Source organism: Humibacillus xanthopallidus, assembly GCF_006717145.1.
Taxonomy (GTDB): Bacteria; Actinomycetota; Actinomycetes; order Actinomycetales; family Dermatophilaceae; genus Humibacillus; species Humibacillus xanthopallidus.
Genome location: NZ_VFQF01000002.1, coordinates 971,199 through 992,257, shown reverse-complemented (window position 1 = coordinate 992,257; position 21,059 = coordinate 971,199). Strand labels below are relative to the sequence as shown.

22 protein-coding genes are annotated in these 21,059 nt (G+C 70.4%); 11 read left to right on the top strand and 11 right to left on the bottom strand.

The window, feature by feature from the left end:
- Positions 1–7 precede the first annotated feature (7 nt).
- Positions 8–1,081, bottom strand: coding sequence for a CAF17-like 4Fe-4S cluster assembly/insertion protein YgfZ (gene ygfZ, locus FHX52_RS15285; protein WP_425460113.1), 1,074 nt, complete (start codon positions 1,079–1,081; stop codon positions 8–10).
- Between the two features lie 74 nt (positions 1,082–1,155).
- Complete coding sequence (locus FHX52_RS15280; RefSeq protein ID WP_141823179.1) at positions 1,156–1,653, bottom strand: heme-binding beta-barrel domain-containing protein; 498 nt, start codon at positions 1,651–1,653, stop codon at positions 1,156–1,158.
- A 22-nt stretch (positions 1,654–1,675) separates the two neighbouring features.
- On the opposite strand from FHX52_RS15280, the gene FHX52_RS15275 reads away from it, so the two are divergent.
- A complete protein-coding gene (locus FHX52_RS15275; RefSeq protein WP_141823178.1) occupies positions 1,676–2,047 on the top strand; it encodes a DsrE family protein in 372 nt (123 codons plus the stop codon).
- A gap of 380 nt (positions 2,048–2,427) precedes the next feature.
- Here FHX52_RS15275 and FHX52_RS15270 read toward each other — a convergent pair whose 3' ends face one another.
- Both FHX52_RS15270 and FHX52_RS15265 read right to left on the bottom strand, forming a co-directional pair.
- On the bottom strand, positions 2,428–3,285 hold the full coding sequence (locus FHX52_RS15270) for a hypothetical protein (protein WP_141823177.1): 858 nt from the start codon (positions 3,283–3,285) through the stop codon (positions 2,428–2,430).
- A 6-nt stretch (positions 3,286–3,291) separates the two neighbouring features.
- Positions 3,292–3,558, bottom strand: a complete 267-nt coding sequence (locus FHX52_RS15265; RefSeq protein WP_141823176.1) for a MoaD/ThiS family protein — start codon at positions 3,556–3,558, stop codon at positions 3,292–3,294.
- A 116-nt stretch (positions 3,559–3,674) separates the two neighbouring features.
- Here FHX52_RS15265 and FHX52_RS15260 point away from each other — a divergent pair, with 116 nt between their 5' ends.
- Positions 3,675–4,370, top strand: coding sequence for a response regulator transcription factor (locus FHX52_RS15260; protein ID WP_141823175.1), 696 nt, complete (start codon positions 3,675–3,677; stop codon positions 4,368–4,370).
- A gap of 89 nt (positions 4,371–4,459) precedes the next feature.
- Here the strand turns inward: FHX52_RS15260 and FHX52_RS15255 are convergent, their stop codons facing one another.
- Positions 4,460–6,325, bottom strand: coding sequence for a bifunctional metallophosphatase/5'-nucleotidase (locus FHX52_RS15255; RefSeq protein ID WP_141823174.1), 1,866 nt, complete (start codon positions 6,323–6,325; stop codon positions 4,460–4,462).
- Between the two features lie 221 nt (positions 6,326–6,546).
- On the opposite strand from FHX52_RS15255, the gene mshD reads away from it, so the two are divergent.
- The 7 genes from mshD (at position 6,547) to pstB (ending at position 15,251) form a co-directional block, all read left to right on the top strand.
- On the top strand, positions 6,547–7,464 hold the full coding sequence (gene mshD / locus FHX52_RS15250) for a mycothiol synthase (RefSeq protein ID WP_141823173.1): 918 nt from the start codon (positions 6,547–6,549) through the stop codon (positions 7,462–7,464).
- Positions 7,465–7,594: 130 nt separating this feature from the next.
- Complete coding sequence (locus FHX52_RS15245) at positions 7,595–9,928, top strand: RNA degradosome polyphosphate kinase (protein WP_141823172.1); 2,334 nt, start codon at positions 7,595–7,597, stop codon at positions 9,926–9,928.
- A 162-nt stretch (positions 9,929–10,090) separates the two neighbouring features.
- Positions 10,091–11,032, top strand: coding sequence for an NUDIX hydrolase (locus FHX52_RS15240; RefSeq protein WP_246069999.1), 942 nt, complete (start codon positions 10,091–10,093; stop codon positions 11,030–11,032).
- Between the two features lie 248 nt (positions 11,033–11,280).
- Positions 11,281–12,405, top strand: coding sequence for a phosphate ABC transporter substrate-binding protein PstS (gene pstS, locus FHX52_RS15235; RefSeq protein ID WP_141823171.1), 1,125 nt, complete (start codon positions 11,281–11,283; stop codon positions 12,403–12,405).
- 81 nt (positions 12,406–12,486) lie between these two features.
- On the top strand, positions 12,487–13,494 hold the full coding sequence (pstC, locus tag FHX52_RS15230; protein WP_141823170.1) for a phosphate ABC transporter permease subunit PstC: 1,008 nt from the start codon (positions 12,487–12,489) through the stop codon (positions 13,492–13,494).
- Complete coding sequence (gene pstA / locus FHX52_RS15225; protein ID WP_141823169.1) at positions 13,491–14,453, top strand: phosphate ABC transporter permease PstA; 963 nt, start codon at positions 13,491–13,493, stop codon at positions 14,451–14,453. The genes pstC and pstA overlap by 4 nt, the downstream gene beginning before the upstream one ends.
- A 21-nt stretch (positions 14,454–14,474) precedes the next feature.
- Positions 14,475–15,251: a phosphate ABC transporter ATP-binding protein PstB gene (pstB, locus tag FHX52_RS15220; protein WP_141823168.1), complete on the top strand. Its 777-nt coding sequence runs from the start codon at positions 14,475–14,477 to the stop codon at positions 15,249–15,251.
- A 121-nt stretch (positions 15,252–15,372) separates the two neighbouring features.
- Here the strand turns inward: pstB and FHX52_RS15215 are convergent, their stop codons facing one another.
- The 3 genes from FHX52_RS15215 to FHX52_RS15205 all read right to left on the bottom strand — a co-directional run bounded on the left by FHX52_RS15215 (position 15,373) and on the right by FHX52_RS15205 (position 17,358).
- The gene (locus tag FHX52_RS15215; protein WP_141823167.1) at positions 15,373–16,377 is read right to left on the bottom strand and encodes an inorganic phosphate transporter; all 1,005 of its coding nucleotides are present in this window, start codon (positions 16,375–16,377) and stop codon (positions 15,373–15,375) included.
- A gap of 7 nt (positions 16,378–16,384) precedes the next feature.
- On the bottom strand, positions 16,385–17,005 hold the full coding sequence (locus tag FHX52_RS15210) for a DUF47 domain-containing protein (protein ID WP_141823166.1): 621 nt from the start codon (positions 17,003–17,005) through the stop codon (positions 16,385–16,387).
- Between the two features lie 173 nt (positions 17,006–17,178).
- On the bottom strand, positions 17,179–17,358 hold the full coding sequence (locus FHX52_RS15205) for a hypothetical protein (RefSeq protein WP_141823165.1): 180 nt from the start codon (positions 17,356–17,358) through the stop codon (positions 17,179–17,181).
- A 95-nt stretch (positions 17,359–17,453) separates the two neighbouring features.
- On the opposite strand from FHX52_RS15205, the gene FHX52_RS15200 reads away from it, so the two are divergent.
- A complete protein-coding gene (locus FHX52_RS15200; protein WP_141823164.1) occupies positions 17,454–17,711 on the top strand; it encodes a hypothetical protein in 258 nt (85 codons plus the stop codon).
- Positions 17,712–17,887: 176 nt separating this feature from the next.
- On the opposite strand, the gene FHX52_RS15195 is transcribed toward FHX52_RS15200, so the two are convergent.
- Complete coding sequence (locus FHX52_RS15195) at positions 17,888–18,499, bottom strand: hypothetical protein (RefSeq protein WP_141823163.1); 612 nt, start codon at positions 18,497–18,499, stop codon at positions 17,888–17,890.
- Between the two features lie 211 nt (positions 18,500–18,710).
- Here FHX52_RS15195 and FHX52_RS15190 point away from each other — a divergent pair, with 211 nt between their 5' ends.
- A complete protein-coding gene (locus tag FHX52_RS15190; protein ID WP_141823162.1) occupies positions 18,711–19,571 on the top strand; it encodes a sigma-70 family RNA polymerase sigma factor in 861 nt (286 codons plus the stop codon).
- A 60-nt stretch (positions 19,572–19,631) separates the two neighbouring features.
- Here FHX52_RS15190 and FHX52_RS15185 read toward each other — a convergent pair whose 3' ends face one another.
- On the bottom strand, positions 19,632–20,153 hold the full coding sequence (locus FHX52_RS15185) for a YbhB/YbcL family Raf kinase inhibitor-like protein (protein WP_141823161.1): 522 nt from the start codon (positions 20,151–20,153) through the stop codon (positions 19,632–19,634).
- Between the two features lie 152 nt (positions 20,154–20,305).
- Positions 20,306–20,887, bottom strand: a complete 582-nt coding sequence (locus FHX52_RS15180; protein ID WP_246070155.1) for a PAS and ANTAR domain-containing protein — start codon at positions 20,885–20,887, stop codon at positions 20,306–20,308.
- Positions 20,888–21,059: the final 172 nt, after the last annotated feature.

The window sequence follows — 21,059 nt, the reverse complement described above, 5'->3', positions numbered from 1 at the left end:
TGGGTGGCTAGGGAGCGACGATGACGGTCTGCGCGGCGCTGAGGCCGCCCACGAGCAGGTCGAGCTCGGGGTCGGTGTTGCGCTTGATGATCGCGAGCGCGATCGGGCCGTCGGTGTGGTGGCGGCCGACGGAGGTCAGGTGGCCAACGACGCGTTCACCGGCATACACCTCGGCGCCGAGCGGCGGCAGGACGTGACCCGAGCCGTCGACGTGGAGGAAGACGAGGCGGCGGGGCGGACGCCCGAGGTTGTGCACGCGCGCGACCGTCTCCTGCCCGCGGTAGCAGCCCTTGTGCAGGTGCACGGCGGTGCGCAGCCAGTCGACCTCGTGGACGATCGTGCGGTGGTCGGTCTCGAGGCCGAGCCGAGGTCGCCAGGCGGCGACACGCAGCGCCTCGGCGGCCCAGAGGCCCGCGACCGGCCGATCACCCACTGCCGCAACGAGATCCGCGCGCGGCATGATGACCTCGCGCCACGCCCGGACGCTGCCGGGGTGGTCCTCGACAGGGCCGTAGGCGGTCGTGTCGCCGACGAGGTCGGGCCACGGGTCGCGCCACGCGAGCGGCTCGCCGGCGACGGACTCACGTGCGTGGGGCTCGCCGAGCACGGCCCAGTCGGCGGTGACGTCTGCGACCTCGACCCGGAGCATGAACTTCATCCGCTCGAGCCACGCCACGAGGGCGGCGCCGGCACCGGGCTCGGTCGTGATCCACGTCATCTCGCCGTCGTCGACGAGGTGGAGGGAGTGCTCGACGTGGCCCTTGGGCGAGAGGACGAGCGCCTCGCGTGACTCGCGGGGCGGCAGGTCGAGCAGCAACTGGGTCGTGAGGGAGTTGAGCCAGCTGAGCCGGTCGACGCCCGAGACAGTGATGACCTCGCGGTTGCTGAGGTCGACGACTCCGAGGCCCTCGTCGAGCATCCGCTGCTCGCGCATCGGGTCGCCGTAGTGCAGCGCCACCGACGCGTCGAGCCCGTCGCCGGCCACGGCCCCCGGCCGGTCCAGCAGCGGGCTGCGCGGCGCGGCTCCCGCGGGGGGCGCCTGGGGCGCGTCGGGCTCACCGTCGGTCGGAACCTGCGTCACGTCACTCACCACCATGCAACCATCGCACGGACGCAGGACATTCCGTCAACGGCCCTGCCGCTCGGGCCCGGCGGTCACTCCACGCGCTTGAGCCGCGCCGAGACGTGGCTCTGCAGATCCTGGCCGACCGCGGCCATGTCCATGACCCAGAAGAGCTGCGACTCGACGAGGCCGTACATCCGGGTCGCCGCGTTGTACTCCTTGGCGCCGGGTGCCCGGAGCACGCCGTCGGTCTTCAGCTGGATCTTGGCCGGCTCCATCGTGCCGTAGTAGAGCTCGAGGATGCCGGTCGGGTGGGCAAGGAGCAGCTCGACCTCCCCGCCCTCGAGCGGGCGCCAGAAGCCGGACTCGACCGCCGCGGGGCGCACCCGCTCGCCGGACTCCTTGTCGAGGATCCAGGCCCGGCTCTCCCACTTGAGGAAGCCGCGCCCGTCGTGCGTCACCTCGATCTCCTGGCCGAAGTTCGCCTCCTCGATGGTCGGGTAGCCGACGACGCCGGCGCCCTCCCACCGACCGATGAGCCACGCCAGCGGACGCAGCGGCTCGGGGATGTCCTGGTCGAGGTTGAACATGCGGCGATCGTAGCCTGAGCGCATGGACTCCCCCGCGCGCACGCTCGTCGTCAAGCTGACCTCCGGCGTGGAGGCGCCCGAGCGGCTCTCGCAGGCCTTCACCGTCGCCGCGACCGCGGTCGCGAGCGGCGTCGAGGTGTCGCTCTGGCTCACCGGCGAGGCATCGTGGCTCGCCGTGCCGGGCCGCGCAGAGGAGTTCGAGCTGCCGTATGCCGCCCGCCTCGCCGACCTGCGCGACGCCCTCCTCGCGGAGGGCCGGGTCACCGTCTGCTCGCAGTGTGCAGCGCGACGTGAGCTGACCGAGGGCGAGCTCGTGGAGGGAGCGCAGGTCCGCGGCGCCGCCGCCTTCGTCGAGGAGGTCATGGCGCCGGGGGCTCAGGCCCTCGTCTACTGACACCCGCCCCAAAGCACACTCGAGTGGCCACGCAACCTCACCCGCGCCAACCCCCTCTCCTCGAGTGGCCACGCAACCCCACCCGCCCCAACGCACCCTCGAGTGGCCGCCCAACCTCACGGGCCACAGGAATCTCACGGACCACAGTCGTCCCGCTGTACATGTGACCACGCGGCCACTCGGCCCGGTCAGGGCGACCAGGAGTGGCCACTCGACTTGGTCGGGGCGACCAGGAGTGGCCACTCGACTTGGTCGGGGCGACCAGGAGTGGCCACTCGACTTGGTCGGGGCGACCAGGAGTGGCCACTCGACTCTGTAGGGGCGACCAGGAATGGCCACTCGACTTGGTCGGGGCGACCAGGAGTGGCCACTCGACGTGGTCAGCTGAGGAGGGTGGCTGCGGTGTGCAGGACTGCTCCGACGACGAGCACCGACGCCACCGAGGCGCCGACCTGGCCCCGGAGGGTCGACATCGCCGGCTGGAGGACGAGCACGCGCCGCAGTGCCCACGAGACGAGCCCTGCGACGGCCCCGACCAGGGCGGCCGCACCCACACCGACCTCGTCGAACCGGGTTCCGACGAGCACGGCACCCGCGACAGCGGCCACGAGGGCGACCGCTGCGAGCACTCCCCCGGCGGCCCGCTCGTCGTGCACCGACCGGGCGACGACCCCTGCGACCAGGTCGGCGACCAGTGCCGCGGCGACCCCGGCACCGCCGATCGCCGCCACGGCAGCACCGGTGGACGAGGAGGCCGCGACGACGGCAGAGGTGCCCGAGGCGATGACGACGAGTCCGCCGAACGACGCGAGCAACGTCAACACGAGCCCCTCGCGCTGCGGCGGCCGGATGAGCTGGGAGCAGAAGGAGAGCAGGATGCCGAAGGCGACCCCGGCCGCCAGCCACTCGAGGTCCTCACGCAGGGCGCTCAGCACGATGGCGACGGCCGACAGCGCGAGCACGACCGACGTGGCGTCGGGCGTTCGCGACTCGGCCACCGGCGGCCATCCCCACGCCACGAGGAGGGCGAGCACGAGGGTCACACCGAGCAGCGCGGCATACCCCCACGTCGCGGCGAGCAGGAGCGCGACGGCGGCCACGAGCGTGACCCCGACCCCCAGCCACCGGACGACAGCCGCGGAGGGCGGCACTGAACCGACTGAACCGGCCCGGGCGCGCGGCAGACCGGTCGCCCCCACGGGGGCGGTGGCGGCGTCGTCGTCAGGCACGGGCGCCATTGTGCATCACCCGCCGGCGAAGGGGGGCAACACCTCGAGGCTCACCCCGTGCGCGACCGGCGCGTCACGCCCGACGGAGCGTCCGTCGAGCAGGAAGGTGGCGACGCGCGCGACGCGCGCGAGCGCCGGGTGGGCGGCCACCGCAGCGTCGACGACGACGCCCACCGTCGTGGGCACCGCGAGCTCGAGGGTCTGCTCGTCGACGCCGGTCGCGGCCCGGGCCGCAGCCCAGTAGCGCACCGTCACCGCGGCCTGCGTCTGCGGGGCCGTCATGTCTCTCCCGGGGGCTCGTCGTGGCCGTGTCACGCCGCGGCGGGGGCGTCCGCGCTGCGTCTCACCGTGCAGCGTCATCCGGCCGCACGTGACCAGTCTCGCCTATCCTGCATGAGATGGCCCGACTGCTGCTGCTGACCAATGCGCTCGCTCCGAGCGCCGAGGTCCTGCCTGCCCTCGGACTGCTCAGCCACACGGTGCGGATCCTGCCCGCCGAGGCCACCGCCCTCGTCGACTCCCCCGACTGCGACATCGTCCTCGTCGACGCCCGCCGCGAGCTCGCGAGCGCCCGCTCGCTCTGTCGGGTCCTGCGCACGACGGGTATCGGCACGCCCCTGCTGGCTGTCCTCACCGAGGGCGGCCTCGCCGGTCTCACGGCCGAATGGGGCCTCGACGACGTCCTGCTCGACAGCGCCGGCCCGGCCGAGGTCGACGCCCGCCTACGCCTTGCCATGACGAAGGGCCAGGACGACGAGGCCGACCTCGACATGCCGATCACCTCGGGCGAGCTCGTCATCGACGAGGCGAGCTACTCGGCGCGCTTCCGCGGTGCCGCCCTCGACCTCACCTACAAGGAGTTCGAGCTGCTCAAGTACCTCGCGCAGCACCCGGGCCGGGTCTTCACCCGCGCCCAGCTGCTCCAGGAGGTCTGGGGCTACGACTACTACGGCGGCACCCGCACGGTCGACGTCCACGTTCGACGGCTGCGCGCCAAGCTCGGCCCCGACCACGAGGCCCTCATCGGCACCGTGCGCAACGTCGGCTACCGCCTCGTGCCGGACCGCCCGTCCGACGCGCCCGTCGGGGCCTGACCCTCCTCGGACCCCGCCCCCGACAGCGGTATGCCGCCCAGCTCGGTGAGCTGGGCGGCATACCTCGTGGTGCGGGGTTCGCTTCCTCGTCAGCTGCCGGAGATCCGGTCCAGCGGACCGGGCGTGTAGCCGGTCGGGTTGAAGGAGGCGAGGTGGTTGGCGAACGCGTCGATGTCGAGCCCGCCGTAGTAGACGTTCGTCCCCTGCGTGAAGGTCGGGAAGCCGTCGCCACCGCCCTGCAGGAAGTTGTTCGTCACGATGCGGTAGGACTGGCCGTCGACGAGCGGGCTGCCGCCCAGCGTCACCGCACCGAGTGTGGTGCCGGAGTAGCTGTAGGCGAAGCCCTTCGAGACCTGGAGGATCTTCTTGCCGCTCCCGGCGTTGCTGCCGGTCCACTGCTGGTTGAGGATCGCCTTGATCTGCGCCCCGGTCAGTGTCATCGACACGAGGTAGTTGTTGAACGGCTGGACCGTGAACGCCTCGTCGTAGGTGACGTCACCAGGTGCCTCGCCGTAGCCCGAGGCGCCGTAGACGAGGTCGGCGCGGATGCCGCCGGGGTTCATGAAGGCGATGACGGGCTTCTCGCCGCCGGTGACGACCGACGGGTCGGCGAGCTGGGCGTCGGCGATGAGGTCACCGAGCTGCGACTCCCCGCCGGCGTTGATGCCGGGAGCGCCCCTGAGGACGTCCTGCGTGATGTGGCCGATGACCTTGGACGCGATCGGACGCACGAGCTCCTTGTACTGCGCGATGAGCGCCGTCTGGGCCGGGTCCTTCGTGTCGCGCGTGACGATCATGTTCGTCCCGGTGACCGAGCTGCGCACGATGTCCTGCGTGCGCCGGTCGTACTGCAGGTTCGTCTCGGTGAAGAGTCGGCCGAACGACGACGCCGAGGTGACGAGCCGGTCGTTCTTGGCCGGGTCCTTGACGTTGCACACGTAGGGCTGGTGGGTGTGACCCGAGACGATCATGTCGATCTGGGGATCGAGGCCCGCCGCGATCGGCAGGATCGCCGAGTCGTCCTTGAGGCTGCCGCCGCCCTGGCACGTGTAGTCGTAGGTCGGGTTGGCGTTGTACGACTTGCCGTCGACGGGGCTGGTCCACGGCTGCGCGCTGGGCGTGCCGCCCTGGTGGATGAGCACGACGATGGCCTTGACGCCCTGCGCGCGGAGCACCGGCACGAGGGCGTTGGCGGTCTTGACCTCGTCGGTGAACTCCAGCCCTGCCACGCCCGAGGCGGTGACGATGTTGGGCGTGTCCTTGAGGGTCATGCCGATGAAGCCGATCTTGGCCCCGTTGAGGTTCTTGATCGAGTACGAGGGCAGGATCGTCTGGCCGCTCGCCTTCTCGATGACGTTCGCGGCGAGGATGTCGAAGCTCGCGCCGGGGAAGGAGCCGGTCGGGCAGGAGTTCTGGTTGTTCTGCCCGTCGCCGTCGTCGATGCAGCCGCCGTGCGCGAGACGCTGGATCTCCTTGTAGCCCTCGTCGAACTCGTGGTTGCCGACCGAGGTGACGTCGAGACCCAGCTTGTTCATCGCGAGGATCGTCGGCTCGTCGTGGAAGGCCGCCGACAGCAGCGGCGACGCGCCGACGATGTCGCCCGCGGCGACCGTGAGCGTGTTGCGGTGGCCCTGGCGCGCCTGCGCGAGGTGGGAGGCGAGGTACTCGACACCGCCGGCGTCGACGGTGACGTCGATGGGCTCGGCGACGTTCTTGTCCTTGTCCGCGTCCTTTGCGTCAGGGGCGTGGTCGACCACGATGCGCCCGCTCGAGCCGCTCGGCGGCTCGAGGTTGCCGTGGAAGTCGTTGAACGACAGGAGCTGGATGTTGACCAGCGGGCCTTGCGGGTCGCTCTTCTGGTTGCCGTTGTCGGCAACAGCCGGCGCTGCGAGCGCGGCCGCGGCGCAGAGGCCGGCGACGGCGACTCCCGCGAAGCGGCGGGTGGAACGGGACATGTCTTCCCCTTGCTCATCGGTGGTGTTCGGTGCCCGGGGGCATCACACGGGAGGCTAGCCTCGCCTGAGTGCCAAATGTGGGTTGTCGGGTAAAAGACTGATGACGACGCGGTGGCAGACGGGAAGACTCGTGGCGACGCGGGTGCTTGGGCGGACAGATCACCCTCTCGGTCGGTCCGGGGTCGCGCCGGTTCGTCCACCGGCTGTGGTGGAATCGCCGTATGCCGCCGACCCTCGCCGTGCGCGACCACCAGCACCCGCTGACCGCCCCCGAGGCCGAGGCGGTGCTGGCACTCGCGCAGGAGGCCACCCGGCACGACGGCTCCGCCCCGCTGTCGGAGCAGTTCCGCCTCTCGGCGGGCGCGCGCGAGGTCGACGGCGTCGAGCACGTGCTCGCCCTCGACGGCTCGGGCGCTGTCGTGGGCTATGCCCAGTGCCGCGACGGCGTCGCGGGCGAGCCCCCGTCGGCCGAGCTCGTCGTCGCCCCGACCGCACGCCGGCAGGGGGTCGGCCGGGCCCTGGCCGACGCGCTCCCCCGCGACGCCCGCATCTGGAGCCACGGCTCCGGCGCGAGCGCCGCCGCTGCCTCCTCCTTCGCCGCCGCCCTCGGCGTCGAGCCGGTGCGCCGCCTGCACGTGATGGGCCGCTCGCTGCAGTCCGGAACGCCGTGGCCTGTCGCCGCCGTGCCGCCGGGGTATGCCGTCCGCACCTTCGAGCGCGGACGCGACGAGCAGGCCTGGCTGGCCCTCAACGCAGCCGCCTTCGCCCACCACCCCGAGCAGGGCTCGCTCCGGCGACCCGACCTCGAGCAGCGGATCGCACAGCCGTGGTGGGACCCGGCAGGGCTCATCTTTGTCGTCGACGCCGCCGACCCCGACCGGCTCGCCGCCTCGCACTGGACCAAGGTCGACCCCCCGGACGGCGAGGTCGGCGAGGTCTACGTCGTCGCGGTGTCGCCGGAGCGGCAGGGGCAGGGACTCGGCCGTCTCGTCACGGTGCTGGGCCTTGACCACCTGCGCTCGCTCGGCCTCGACCGGGTCGTGCTCTACGTCGACGAGGAGAACGTCGCCGCCGTGCGCACCTACTCGGCGCTGGGCTTCACCGACGTCGAGGTGCACCAGCAGTTCGCCCGCCCCTGAAGGGCGCTCGCGCGGCAGGGGGTGCCGGCGAGCGGGACCGGGCGGGACGGCATACAGACTCGTCGGGGGCGAGCGCCCGGGGGCGAGACATGTTGACCCCAGCCGGGCCGATCGGTGCCACCATGGGCACATGAGCACCGGGAGCCTCACGACCACCGACCTCGACGACCTGAGCACGAGCGCGAGTGCGGACGCGGAGGAAGGCGACGACGCGCGCGCCGAGGAGGGCGCGGCGAGCGAGGGCCTCGAGGCCGAGGTCAGCTCCTTCACGAGCACGGTGCAGGGCCGCCGCGTGCCGGCCCGGGGCCCGAACGGCCGCTTCGTCGGCACGGCGGCCCAGCCGGAGCCCGAGGACGACCTGCCCGCCGACCGCTACCTCGAGCGCGAGCTGTCCTGGCTGCAGTTCAACGAGCGGGTGCTCCAGCTCGCGATGGACCCGGCCGTGCCGCTCCTCGAGCGCACCCGCTTCCTCGCGATCTTCGCCAACAACCTCGACGAGTACTTCATGGTGCGCGTGGCGGGGCTGAAGCGCCGGATCGCCACCGGTCTCGCCGTGCGCACGGCCGCCGGGCTCGAGCCGCGCGAGCTCATCGAGCGCATCGCCCGGCTCGCCCACGAGCTCATGCACCAGCACGCGGCGGTCTTCCAGCACGACGTGCGCCCCGCCCTCGAGGACGAGGGCATCACGATCGTGCGCTGGGACGACCTCGACGAGGACGACCGCGAGCCGCTGCACTTCTTCTTCGCCGACCGCGTCTTCCCCGTCCTGACGCCGCTGGCCGTCGACCCGGCCCACCCGTTCCCCTACATCTCGGGCCTCTCGCTCAACCTCGCGGTCCTGCTGCAGAACCCGAAGACGGGCTCCGAGCACTTCGCCCGAGTGAAGGTGCCGCCGAGCCTGCCCCGCTTCATCCTCGTCGAGGAGGACATCGACTCCGAGATCGAGCGCAAGCGCTTCGTGCCCCTCGAGGACGTCATCTCGAGCCACCTCGACCAGCTCTTCCCCGGCATGCTCGTGCAGGAGCACTTCTCCTTCCGCGTCACCCGCAACGAGGACCTCGAGGTCGAGGAGGACGACGCCGAGAACCTCCTCACCGCCCTCGAGAAGGAGCTGACACGGCGGCGCTTCGGGCCGCCGATCCGCCTCGAGGTCGAGGAGGAGATCGACCCCAAGGTGCTCGACATGCTCGCCCGCGAGCTGCAGATCAGCGACCGCGAGATCTACCGGCTGCCGACCCCCCTCGACCTGCGCGGGCTCTTCACGGTCGCCGACATCGACCGCTCCGACCTCGAGTTCGCGAAGTTCTTCCCGCGCACCCACCCGGACTTCGCGCCGACCGAGAGCGCCAAGGCCATCGACCTGCTGACGGCCGTGCGCAACAAGGACGTGCTCGTCCAGCACCCCTACCACTCCTTCTCGACCTCGGTGCAGGCCTTCATCGAGCAGGCTGCAGGCGACCCCAAGGTGCTCGCCATCAAGCAGACGCTCTATCGCACGTCGGGCGACTCCCCGATCATCGACGCCCTCATCGACGCCGCCGAGGCCGGCAAGCAGGTGCTCGCGGTGGTCGAGATCAAGGCCCGCTTCGACGAGGTCAACAACATCTCGTGGGCACGCAAGCTCGAGGAGGCGGGCGTCCACGTCGTCTACGGCGTCGTCGGGCTCAAGACGCACGCCAAGCTCTGCCTCGTCGTGCGCCAGGAGGCCGAGGGGCTCGTGCGCTACTGCCACATCGGCACCGGCAACTACAACCCCAAGACGGCCCGGGTCTACGAGGACTTCGGCCTCTTCACGACCGACCCGCAGGTGGGAGAGGACCTGTCACGCCTCTTCAACCTGCTCTCGGGCTTCGCTCCCCGGAGCAGGTTCAAGCGCCTCCTCGTCGCGCCGCGCTCCGTGCGCTCGGGCCTCATCGACCTCGTCGAGCAGGAGATCGAGATCCACGAGGACCGTGACGAGGCGGCGCCTCCCGGTCGCATCGTCATCAAGGTGAACTCGATGGTTGACGAGGCGTTCATTGACTCCCTCTACCGCGCGAGCATCGCCGGCGTGAAGGTCGACGTCTGGGTGCGCGGGATCTGCGCCCTCCGGCCCGGCGTCGAGGGCCTGTCGGAGAACATCCGGGTGCGCTCGGTGCTCGGCCGCTTCCTCGAGCACTCGCGCGTCTTCTGGTTCGACCACGGCGGCGACCCGCAGGTCTACATCGGCAGTGCCGACATGATGCACCGCAACCTCGACCGCCGGGTCGAGGCCCTCGTGCGCATCACCGAGCCGAGCCACATCCTCGAGTTCGCCGACCTACTCGACCTCGGCTTCGCCGACACGACGTCGCGGTGGGACCTCGGCTCCGACGGACGCTGGGTCCGCCACCACCTCAGCGAGAGCGGCGAGCCGCTCGACGACGTGCAGGCGAAGCTCATCGAGCGCCACGACAAGCGCCGGCGCAAGGCCCGGCGCCGCTGACGGGGCCGTCGACGGGCTGACGCCGAGGCTGACGTGGGCTGTCCGACGGGGCTGACGTGGGCTGTCCGACGGGGCTGACGACAGGGCTCTCCGGCGGGAGATTCTCGCGGATGCGGTGTCACCACCGCGCCCAGGACGCCCACATGCGGCACACTGTCGCGCGTGGCCTCCATCGTCCCAGCCGCCGGCACCATCCCGTGGCGCCACCGCGACGGGCGGCTCGAGGTCGCCCTCGTCCACCGGCCGAAGTACGACGACTGGTCGTGGGCCAAGGGCAAGCTCGACCCCGGTGAGCACCCCAGCGTCGCCGCCGCGCGCGAGACCTTCGAGGAGACCGGGCTCGTCGTGCGCCTCGGCACGCCGCTGCCCCTGGCGGAGTACCCCATCCTCGACGCCACCGGTGCCCCGGCCACCAAGGTCGTGCACTACTGGGCCTCGGTCGTGACCGGCGGGTCGGGCAAGCTGCTCCACGAGATCGACGAGGTGGCCTGGGTCGACGTGCGCACCGCCAACGTCCGGCTCGACTACGCCCGCGACCGCGAGCAGCTGCTCGCGCTCGTGCGGGCCGAGAGGGCCGGCGAGCTCGACACGTGGCCGCTCGCCCTCGTGCGGCACGCGAAGGCGACCCCCCGCAGCAAGTGGAAGGGCGATGACCGGTTGCGCCCGCTCGACGCCGTCGGGCGGGCCCAGTCGACGGGCGTCGCCGCCGTGCTCGACGCCTACGGCGTCACCCGCGTCGTCAGCTCGTCGTCGGTGCGGTGCAGCTCCACCGTCGAGCCGTATGCCGCGTCGCGGGGCGTCAAGCTGCGCACCCGTGACGGCCTTTCCGAGGAGGGCTACGCCGAGAGCCCCGACGACGCGGCGCGCGAGCTCGCGCGCCTGCTCGCCCGGGGAGAGCCGGCTGCACTCTGCAGCCACGGCCCGGTACTGCCCGGTCTGCTCGAGTCGCTCGGGCACCGCGCCGGTCCCGACCACACGGAGGTCGGCACCCGCCTGCACGAGGCGGCCCGCTTGGCGATGCGCAAGGGCGAGGTGCTCGTCTGCCACGTCCACGGCGTCGGCGAGCACGCGCGGGTCGTCGGCGTCGAGCGCATCGACACCTGAGCGCGGGACCCGGCCGGACGGCATACGGGGGCTCCTCTCAACCCCTCATCGTGCGGCGGCGAACGCGAGCGCGCACGACGAGACCACCGGTCTCCCCAACTCGTCAGACCGCGTTCACCTGCCGTTAACCGGACGGGGAGAAACGGTCACCCGACCGGCTTAGCGTCGCCGGTGGATGAAGAGTCCACCACCGTCGGTCGGCCTGACCGCCCGGCATCCAGACCACCCCCATCGAGAGGGAACCGCTCGTGTCTGTTTCGCGTATCAGCGCTCTCGGCGCCATCGCCCTGTCCGGCGCTCTTGCGCTCTCGGCCTGCGCATCCGAGAACACCAGCACCACCACGCCCGCGGGCAACGGCACCTCCGCCGGTGCCACGGGCAGCGCAAACTGCTTCTCCGGCGACCTCAAGGCCGAGGGCAGCTCGGCGCAGAAGAACGCCATTGACGAAGCCATCTCCGTCTTCCAGAACGCCTGCACCGACGCCAACGTCGACTACCAGCCCACGGGCTCCGGCGCCGGCATCAAGCAGTTCATCGCCAAGCAGGTCGACTTCGCCGGCTCCGACTCGGCGCTCAAGACCGTCCCCAAGGACGGCGCCGTCGAGTCCGAGGACGCCGCCAAGGCGTGCGGCTCGCCGGCCTGGAACCTGCCCATGGTCACCGGTCCGATCGCCATCGCCTACAACGTCGCCGGTGTCGACAAGCTCGTGCTCAACGCCGACGTCGCCGCCAAGATCTTCGACGGCAAGATCACCGTGTGGAACGACCCGGCCATCGCCGCCCTCAACAAGGGCGTCACCCTCCCGGCCACGCCGATCAAGGTCTTCTTCCGCTCCGACGAGTCGGGCACGACCGAGAACTTCACGAAGTACCTCAAGGCCGCTGCGCCCGAGGCCTGGTCCTACGAGACCGGCAAGAAGTGGACCGGCAAGGGCGAGGGCAAGGAGAAGTCGGCCGGTGTCGCCACCGCCACGAAGGGCCAGGACGGCGGCATCACCTACGTCGAGCTCTCCTACGCCCAGCAGAACCAGCTGAAGATGGCCCAGATCGACACCGGCTCCGGCCCCGTCGAGCTGACGGCCGAGTCGGCGGGCAAGACCATCGCCACGGCGAAGCAGACCGGCACGGGCAACGACCTCGCGCTCAAGATCGACTACGCCACCAAGGAGGCCGGGGCCTACCCGATCGTCCTCGTGACCTACGAGATCGTCTGCTCGAAGTACCCCGACGCCGAGACGGGCAAGAAGGTCAAGGCGTTCCTGCAGACCTTCTCCTCCGACGCGGTCCAGAGCCAGCTCGGCGAGAAGGGCTACGCGCCCCTGCCGACCGAGGTCGCCACCAAGGTCCAGACGGCTGTCGACGCCATCTCCTGACCCGATGTGCGGGGGCGGGCGCCGTGATCCGGTGTCCGCCCCTCGCGGCACCACCAGCCCCCTCCAGGAAGAAGGAACCACGTGTCGAGCGTGACCGGTGTCTCTGCCACCGACGAGCTGCCCGGCCCTGACGGCAGGCCTCCCCTGAGTGGCGACGCCGCCTCCACGGGCCGCGTGGGCGACCGCATCTTCGGCGGCGCCGCCACCCTCTCGGGTGTCGTCGTCATCGTCCTCGTCAGCCTCATCGCCGTCTTCCTCATCGTCCAGGCGATCCCCGCGCTGGCCGACAACAGCGCCAACTTCTTCACCTCGCGCGAGTGGGCCCCGGGCGGTGACAACCCCCGCTTCGGCATCCTCGAGTTCCTCTGGACCACCGTGACGGCCTCGACCCTCGCCATGCTCATCTCGGTACCCGTCGGCGTCGGCGTCGCGCTCTTCATCACGCAGTACGCCCCCGCATGGATGCGCCGCCCGGCCGCCGCCCTCGTCGACCTGCTCGCCGCGGTGCCCTCGATCGTCTACGGCCTGTGGGGCTTGATCACCTTCAGCCCCTTCTTCAAGCCCGTGCAGGGCTTCATGGAGGACAAGCTGGGCTGGTTCCCGCTCTTCGCCCCCACCGGCATCTCCGGGGGCACGATCTTCTTCATCGGCATCGTCCTCGCGATCATGGTGCTGCCGATCGTCACCGCGCTGTCGCGCGAGGTCTTCGACCAGACGCCGCTCGCCCACAAGGAGGGCGCCCTCGCGCTCGGCGCGACGAAGTGGGAGATGATCCGCACCGCGGTGCTGCCCTTCGGGCGCCCGGGCGTCATCTCCGCGTCGATGCTGGCCCTCGGCCGCGCGCTCGGCGAGACGATCGCCGTGACCTTCCTCGTCTCGGCCCTCGCCGACGGCTCGCCGTGGACGTGGTCGCTCTTCAACGGCGGCGAGACCTTCGCCTCCAAGATCGCCAACAACGCGGCGGAGTTCAGCAACCCGAGCAAGACCGGCGCCTACATCGCGGCCGGTCTCGTCCTCTTCGTGCTGACCTTCGTGGTCAACAGCATCGCCCGGGTCGTCATCGAGCGCAGGAAGGCCTTCACCGAATGAGCGCCATCACCGACGAGCGCCGGCCCGACGACGCCTCCGTCCCCGACGACGCCACGCCGCCCGGGGGGCGCCAGGGCCGTGACGCGCTGCGCCAGATGGGCAGCCCGCACCGGGCCCGCAACGTCAAGGACGTCATCGCCCGGGTCGTCATGTGGTTCTGCTTCTTCCTCGCGATGATCCCGCTCGTCTGGATCCTCTGGACGGTGATCTCCAAGGGCGCCCACCTGCTCGGGTCGATGGAGTGGTGGACCGGCAACCAGCGCAACATCAACTCCGACGACGCGGGCGGCGGCGCCCGCCACGCCATCGAGGGCACCCTCCAGATGGTCGGCATGACCGCCCTCATCGCCGTGCCGATCGGCATCTTCACCGCCGTCTACCTCGTCGAGTACGGCCGCGGCAAGCTGGCCAGGGCGATCAGCTTCACCGTCGACATCCTCTCGGGCGTCCCCTCGATCGTCGCCGCGCTCTTCATCTATGCCGTGTGGGTGACGACCTTCGGTCTCAGCCGCTCGGGCTTCGCCGCGGCGCTCGCCCTCGTGCTGCTCATGATCCCCGTCGTCGTGCGCTCCACCGAGGAGATGCTGAAGCTCGTGCCCAACGAGCTGCGCGAGGCGGCGTATGCGCTCGGCGTGCCCAAGTGGGTCACGGTCGTCAAGGTCGTGTTGCGCACCGCCTTCTCGGGCATCATCACCGGCGTGCTGCTCGGCATCGCGCGCGTCATGGGTGAGACCGCTCCCCTGCTGATCCTCGCCCCGTACACGAAGAACTTCCAGCGCGACCTGTTCAACGGCAACTTCCCCACGCTGCCCATGATGATCAACCAGGACCGCGGCGACTTCGCGCTCGCCACCGCGGCGGAGCGGATGTGGGCGGCAGCGCTCACCCTGATCATCCTCGTCCTGCTGCTCAACATCATCGGCCGGGTCATCGCGTACTTCGGCTCGGTCAAGAAGTAAGAGAAAGCGAAGCGTCCAGACATGGCAAAGCGAATCGACGTCACCGACCTCAACGTCTACTACGGCTCCTTCAAGGCCGTCGAGGGCGTCTCGATGACGGTCGAGCCCCGGTCCGTCACGGCCTTCATCGGCCCCTCGGGCTGCGGCAAGTCGACCTTCCTGCGCACCCTCAACCGGATGCACGAGGTGATCCCCGGCGGCCGGGTCGAGGGCAAGGTCATGCTCGACGACCAGGACCTCTACGCCCCCTCGATGGACCCGGTCACGGTGCGCCGCACCATCGGCATGGTCTTCCAGCGTCCCAACCCGTTCCCGACGATGTCGATCTACGACAACGTCGCCGCCGGGCTGCGCCTCAACGGCGTCAAGAACAAGAAGACCCTCGACGGCATCGTCGAGTCCTCGCTCAAGGGCGCCAACCTCTGGACCGAGGTCAAGGACCGCCTGAACAAGCCCGGCGCCGGCCTCTCGGGCGGCCAGCAGCAGCGTCTGTGCATCGCGCGCGCCATCGCCGTGCAGCCGCAGGTGCTCCTCATGGACGAGCCGTGCTCGGCCCTGGACCCGATCTCGACGCTCGCCATCGAGGACCTCATCAACGAGCTCAAGAGCGAGTTCACGATCGTCATCGTCACGCACAACATGCAGCAGGCGGCCCGGGTCTCCGACCGCACGGCCTTCTTCAACCTCAAGGCCACGGGCGAGCCCGGCCGCCTCATCGAGATCGACGACACGACGCGGATCTTCAACAACCCGTCGGAGCAGTCCACCGAGGACTACATCTCCGGCCGCTTCGGCTAGACAATCGAAAGAGCACTTCGTCGGCACAACCCCAATCGAGAGAGCAGTTCGTCGGCCCAGCGTGAGGTCACCCCCACGCCGAACCCCGACGAACTGCTCTTTGGATTGGGTTTGGTGGGTGTCAGCGGAAGATGCCGGTGATGTACCACGTGAGTACGGCGACAAGGCCAGCCCCGGGGAAGGTCAGGAACCACGCCCCGACGATGTTGCCGGCGACACCCCAGCGCACGGCCGACAGGCGCTTGGTCGCGCCGACGCCCATGATGGCCGAGGTGATCGTGTGCGTCGTCGAGATCGGCGCACCGAAGACGAGACCCGCGACGTAGAGGATCGACGCCGCGGTGGTCTCGGCGGCGAAGCCCTGCGGGGGCGTGAGGTTGATGATGCGGCGGCCGAGGGTGCGCATGATCCGCCACCCACCGGCATACGTGCCGGCGGAGATGACGACCGCCGACATCAGCAGCACCCAGGGCGGGATCGAGGAGCCCTCGTGGTAGCCCGAGATGTTGAGCGCGAGCACGACGACACCAGCGGTCTTCGCGGCGTCCTGGAGGCCGTGGCCGAAGGCCATCGCGGCGGCCGACCCGGTCTGGGCAACGCGGAAACCACGGGTGACCTTGGAGGGATTGGCGCGGCGGAAGCCCCACAGGATGGCGAGCATGAAGAGGTAGCCGATGGTGAGACCGAAGATCGGCGAGAGCACCATCGGGATGACGACCTTGGTCCAGATCACCTGCCACTGCACCGCGACGCCTGCCGCCAGCGCCGCTCCGGCGAGGCCGCCGATGAGCGCGTGCGACGAGGACGACGGGAGTCCGAACCACCACGTGATGAGGTTCCAACCAGTCGCACCGATGAGGGCCGCGGCGACGAGCCACAGGCCGTTGACCCCGCTGGGTGTCGCGATGATGCCGGAGCCGATGGTCGCTGCGACCTTGCCGCCGAAGAAGGCTCCGAAGAGGTTGGCGACCGCAGCCATGGCGAGCGCCACCCGAGGGGTGAGAGCCCGCGTCGAGATCGACGTGGCGATCGCGTTGGCGGCGTCGTGGAAGCCGTTCGTGTAGTTGAAGCCCATCGCCAGGGTGATGACGGCGATGACCCCCAACAGGGGAAGGGTGGGTTCCATCGGAGGGTCAGGACTCCTTGACCGCGATGCCCTCGACGACGTGGGCCACCTTCTCGAACGCGTCGGCGGCGTCCTCGAACCCGTCGACGATGGCCTTGGCCTTGATCAGCTCGATCGGGTCGGGCGAGTGGGTGAAGAGTCCCGCGACCTGCTTGCGGTGCAGCGTGTCGGCCTGGTTCTCGAGACGGTTGATCTCGATCCAGTAGCTCTTGAGGTCCTTGAGCGACCGCAGACGAGGCATGGCCTCGGCAGTCACCTCGGCCATGCGCGCGAGGATCTCGAACTGCTCGGCGAGGCCCTCGGGGATCTCGCCCACGCGGTAGAGCACGATGAGGTCGCCGGTCTCCTCGATGAGGTCCATACAGTCGTCGAGCGAGGCGGCGAGGTTGTGGATGTCCTCGCGGTCGAACGGCGTAATGAACGAGCTGTTGACCCGGTTGATGAGCTCATGGGTCGCGTCGTCCGCGGCGTGCTCCAGCTCCTTGAGCCGGTCGGCCACCGCCTGGCGCTTCGAGGGGTCGACCTCCAGGAACCGGGTCAGCTCACGCGTCGCGTCGACGAGCAGCTGGGCCTGTGCGGTGAAAAGCGTGAAGAAACTCGTGTCCTGGGGTGTGAGGCGAAAACCCACGGGGGTGCTCCGGTCGATGGGGGTCTGGGTCCGGGAAGATGCTACGGGTACTTGGACCTCTGCACGCAACCGAGCCGACATCTGCCATTCACCGCGATGTCGAACGGACCTGGGGGTGTCCGAGCGCAGCCCGACCCAGCCGGGCGAAGCGGACACGACATCCCAAACCGCCCTCAGGCGGTCGTCGCACCGGCCCCGCGCGCCGGGGCGATCCCGAGCAGCGCGTCGACCTCGGCAGGCGTGAAATGACGCGTCGTCGCCGAGGCGGCCACCACGAGGTCGCTGACGAGCTCGATCTCGTCGGCCAGGGCAACGTCGAGCAGGTCTCCGGACCGCTCATCCTCGGGCGTCATGCCATCAATCTAGATCGCCGGACTGGACGGCGTGGTCCTTAGCCACAAACGAGACAGGGGTTTCCACGTTCCCTCCGCAGGAGCATCATGGCGACATGCGCCCCGATGTCGAGGCAGCCGACCCGTGGACCGTCGTCGTGCGCGGGAGCTTCCTCGTGGGGCTCTGCGGCACATGCGCGTGGAGCAGTCCCGCCCGCCGGGCGCGCTACTCCGTCGAGGGCGACATGCGGGCCCACGAGGTGCTGTGCCGCTCGGCTGCGCCCGCGCAGGAGCCCGTCGGGTCGAGGGCGACCGGGCAACCGGATGATGTGGCGTCGGGCCGGGAGCGCCTCTCGGCACAGGGCCGCTCGTAGCGGCTGAATTTGGGACCCGGGGCTACCGCGACCCGACGCGAGGAACAGAATAATCGCGTCGCGGAGGATCACCAAAGGTGCTGACGCGCAACCCCCAGCCGTCCCCCGGTTCGCGACCTGCCGCGCTCCCCACGTCGAGGCCGTATGCCGGGTGGCCGGGTCGGAGCGTGACGCCGTCAGTCGAGCGCGCCGGCCCTCCACAGCCGCGCACAGGCCGTGAGGTCGTCGGCCATCGTCAGCATGTTGGCGGCCTGCTGCGCCGTGTCTCCGCCGGAGGAGATGTCGGCACGTCCCGCCGAGACGACGCGGCAGAAGGCAGAAGCGCGTTCGAGGGCGACCCCGAGGTCGCCCTCGAAGACTCCGCGCAGCACCTCGTCGATGACGCGGCTCATCTCCTCGGGGCCGGGGGGCTCGGCAGCGCCGGCGACGGCGTGGTTGGGCCCGGTGAAGCGGATGCCCGCGGCATACTCCCGGCTGGCCTCGTCGGGCGCGCGTTGCACCCACTCACGCAGCACGTAGAGGCGCCAGAGCGCGCCGGGGAGCGAGCGGGCGGGCCGCTGCGACCAGAGCTCGGCCAGGGTCGACAGGCCGATGTCGTCGACGAGCGCGACGAGCTTCTGCGTGACCGCGGGGTCGGCGGCCGCACGGCCGGCGTGGACGAGCGCCTGCGCCGTCTCGTGGGCGACGTGGATCTGCTCCGTGGGGTCGTAGGCAGGCCCGTGGGCCTCGAGGGCTGACGGGCTGAAGAAGGCGGGCCGCCTGTGGTTGCGATGCTCGCTCTCGCTCATCCCCGCAGGCTAACCCCCGGCACTGACGGCGCGGGCCCGCGATCCACCGGCGCCGCGTCCTCATCCGCAGTGCTCGACACCGACACCGAGGGCGCTCCGGTATGCCGTCGGACGCGCAACGTTGGACAGCGGAGTTGCGCACTGTCCACGCTTTGTCTAACGTCTGTCACGTCGGTCAAGAAAGCGCCGCCACATCTTTGATGGAGGACGCATGACCGACCCGTCGAGGGCTCCGCGTGACGCGCAGACCCGAGCGCTCATCACCGCAGTTCGCTCTGCTGGCAGCGAATCCGAGCGTTCCAGGGCGCTCGAGGCCGTCACCAGGCTGCACCTGCCGCTCGCCCGCTCCTTGGCCCACCGCTACGCCGGCAAGGGCATCGAGCGCGAGGACCTCGAGCAGGTGGCGTTCCTCGCCCTGCTCAAGGCTGTCCAACGTTTCGACCTCGCCCAGGCCACGGAGTTCGGGGCCTACGCGACGCCTACTATCACGGGTGAGCTGCGGCGCCACTTCCGCGACCACGGCTGGCTCGTCCGCCCGCCCCGCAGCCTGCAGGAGCGCCGGCAGCTCGTCACCGACTCGCGGTCGCGGCTCGAGCAGAGCCTGGGCCACGAGCCGAGTCTCGAGGAGCTGGCAGCCGAGCTCGACCTCACCCTCGATGCGGTCAAGGAGGCGCAGGTCGCTGCGAGCAACCTGCGCCCTGCCTCGCTCGACGCGACGACGACGGAGGGCGGCCGCCCGGTGCTCGACCTCATCGACGGTCGGGCCGACGCGCTCACCGACCCGGGGCTCGACGAGGGCATCGTCGTGCGCACCGCGCTGCAGCACCTCTCACCTCGTGACCGCGAGCTCGTCGAGCTGCGCTTCACCCGTGACATGACCCAGGCCGAGATCGCAGAGGCGATGGGCCTCTCGGCGATGCAGGTCAGCCGCCTCCTGCGCCGCATCCTCGAGGAGCTGCGCGAGCACCTCGAGGAGACCGAGCTGCGTCCGACGCAGCTGCGGCCGACCGTCATCCGTCCGTCTGGGCTTCGTCCCGCCGAGCCTCGTCGGGCACAGCTCGTCTCCGCCTGACCGCACCACCTGCTGATCGACGCCGGGGCCCGGGGGCCCGGCGTCGATCCTTGCCGGTCGTCAGTGCTGGTAGGTGCCGTGGACCATGGCGCGCCCCAGCGTCTTGAAGGCGAGGTTGAACGACACGACGGCCGGCGAGGCGTTCTCGTCGACACCGAGGGTCGGCTCCGAGACCGCGTGCACGACGAAGAAGTAGCGGTGCGGCATGTCTCTCTTCGGTGGCGCAGCCCCCATGAATCCGTGGTCTCCGCCGTCGTTGCGGACGTGAAAAGCCTTGCCGGGCAAGGCACCTGAGGCGGCCCCGGCGTCGAGCGAGGTCACGTCGGCGGGCACGTCGACGAGCACCCAGTGCCAGAAGCCCGACGGCGTGGGGGCGTCGGGGTCGAAGCAGGTGACGACGTAGCTCTGGGTGCCCTCCGGGGCACCGCTCCAGGAGAGCTGGGGGGAGGTGTTGCCGCGGTCGGCGACTTGGTCGTCCTTGAGCGGCGACCCGTCGTTGATGTCATCGCTCGTGACGTCGAAGGACGGCACCGGCGGCAGGTAGTCGTAGGGGTTGGGGGCGACCTTGCGGGCGAGGCTCATTCGGTGCTCCTGGAGGTCTGCTGACGCGGTGGGTGGGACTCCAGTGATACCCCATTCGTCTGGGGGCTCACCGCGTCCGGCGAGGACGCCGGCTCTCAGACGCGTACACCCGGCGGGGCCCACCTCGCGGTCACTGCCCTCCCCCGCCGACCCTACGGAGCGGAGGCCGCCTCCTCGATGACCTGGATGACCGAGATGTCGCCGGCCTTCGCGGTTCCCAGACGATCAACGGCACGTTGCGCGATGACGCCGAGCTTGACGTTGCTCGCCTGCGAGTACCGGGACAGGATGCCGAAGGCCGCCGCGTCGTCGAGCCCGTAGGCGAACCTCAGGGCTCCCTTGACCTGCTCGATCGCTGCGCGGTTCGTCGTGGCGGCGGCCACGGCCGCGTTGGCCAGCTCCTCGACCACCCCGGTGACGTCGAAGCCGAAGCCGCGCATCCGCACGAGCTCGCCGTCCGCGTCGCGCTCGGCATCGCCGACGAAGGCGATCGAGCGCATCCGGTCGTCCTCGTCGTAGAGCCGGTACTGCCCGGACAGCGGCGTCCCCGCCTCGATCGCCGCGGCGAGCGTCTCGGAGACGACGCCCCGGTCCTCCTCGTGCATGCGCTTGAAGAGCAGCTCGGACGGATCGGCGTCGCTCCGAGTCAAACCGGCAACGGCATACATGTCATCGGACCACCACCACGTCTGCGTGGCGTAGTCGTAGACGCACTCACCGAAGGCTGGACGCATCTTCAAGGCGTTCCTCCTACATCCCCTGCACCTGCACCTGCAGCACCAGAATCTCACCGACTGCGCGCACCTGTCAGCCCCGCCTGGGTCCTGCCCGACGAACCCCGCCCCCCGGCATACGGGAGCAGCGCAGAGGGCAGGCGCAGCCGAGGGGGAGGCTGCGGCATACTGG

Coding starts and splice junctions, on each gene's coding strand:
- FHX52_RS15280 (WP_141823179.1), bottom strand. CDS start 1,653: ATGTTCAACCTCGACCAGGACATCCCCGAGCCGCTGCGTCCGCTGGCG.
- FHX52_RS15275 (WP_141823178.1), top strand. CDS start 1,676: ATGGACTCCCCCGCGCGCACGCTCGTCGTCAAGCTGACCTCCGGCGTG.
- FHX52_RS15270 (WP_141823177.1), bottom strand. CDS start 3,285: ATGGCGCCCGTGCCTGACGACGACGCCGCCACCGCCCCCGTGGGGGCG.
- FHX52_RS15265 (WP_141823176.1), bottom strand. CDS start 3,558: ATGACGGCCCCGCAGACGCAGGCCGCGGTGACGGTGCGCTACTGGGCT.
- FHX52_RS15260 (WP_141823175.1), top strand. CDS start 3,675: ATGGCCCGACTGCTGCTGCTGACCAATGCGCTCGCTCCGAGCGCCGAG.
- FHX52_RS15255 (WP_141823174.1), bottom strand. CDS start 6,325: ATGTCCCGTTCCACCCGCCGCTTCGCGGGAGTCGCCGTCGCCGGCCTC.
- mshD (WP_141823173.1), top strand. CDS start 6,547: ATGCCGCCGACCCTCGCCGTGCGCGACCACCAGCACCCGCTGACCGCC.
- FHX52_RS15245 (WP_141823172.1), top strand. CDS start 7,595: ATGAGCACCGGGAGCCTCACGACCACCGACCTCGACGACCTGAGCACG.
- pstA (WP_141823169.1), top strand. CDS start 13,491: ATGAGCGCCATCACCGACGAGCGCCGGCCCGACGACGCCTCCGTCCCC.
- pstB (WP_141823168.1), top strand. CDS start 14,475: ATGGCAAAGCGAATCGACGTCACCGACCTCAACGTCTACTACGGCTCC.
- FHX52_RS15215 (WP_141823167.1), bottom strand. CDS start 16,377: ATGGAACCCACCCTTCCCCTGTTGGGGGTCATCGCCGTCATCACCCTG.
- FHX52_RS15205 (WP_141823165.1), bottom strand. CDS start 17,358: ATGACGCCCGAGGATGAGCGGTCCGGAGACCTGCTCGACGTTGCCCTG.
- FHX52_RS15200 (WP_141823164.1), top strand. CDS start 17,454: ATGCGCCCCGATGTCGAGGCAGCCGACCCGTGGACCGTCGTCGTGCGC.
- FHX52_RS15195 (WP_141823163.1), bottom strand. CDS start 18,499: ATGAGCGAGAGCGAGCATCGCAACCACAGGCGGCCCGCCTTCTTCAGC.
- FHX52_RS15190 (WP_141823162.1), top strand. CDS start 18,711: ATGACCGACCCGTCGAGGGCTCCGCGTGACGCGCAGACCCGAGCGCTC.
- FHX52_RS15185 (WP_141823161.1), bottom strand. CDS start 20,153: ATGAGCCTCGCCCGCAAGGTCGCCCCCAACCCCTACGACTACCTGCCG.
- FHX52_RS15180 (WP_246070155.1), bottom strand. CDS start 20,887: ATGCGTCCAGCCTTCGGTGAGTGCGTCTACGACTACGCCACGCAGACG.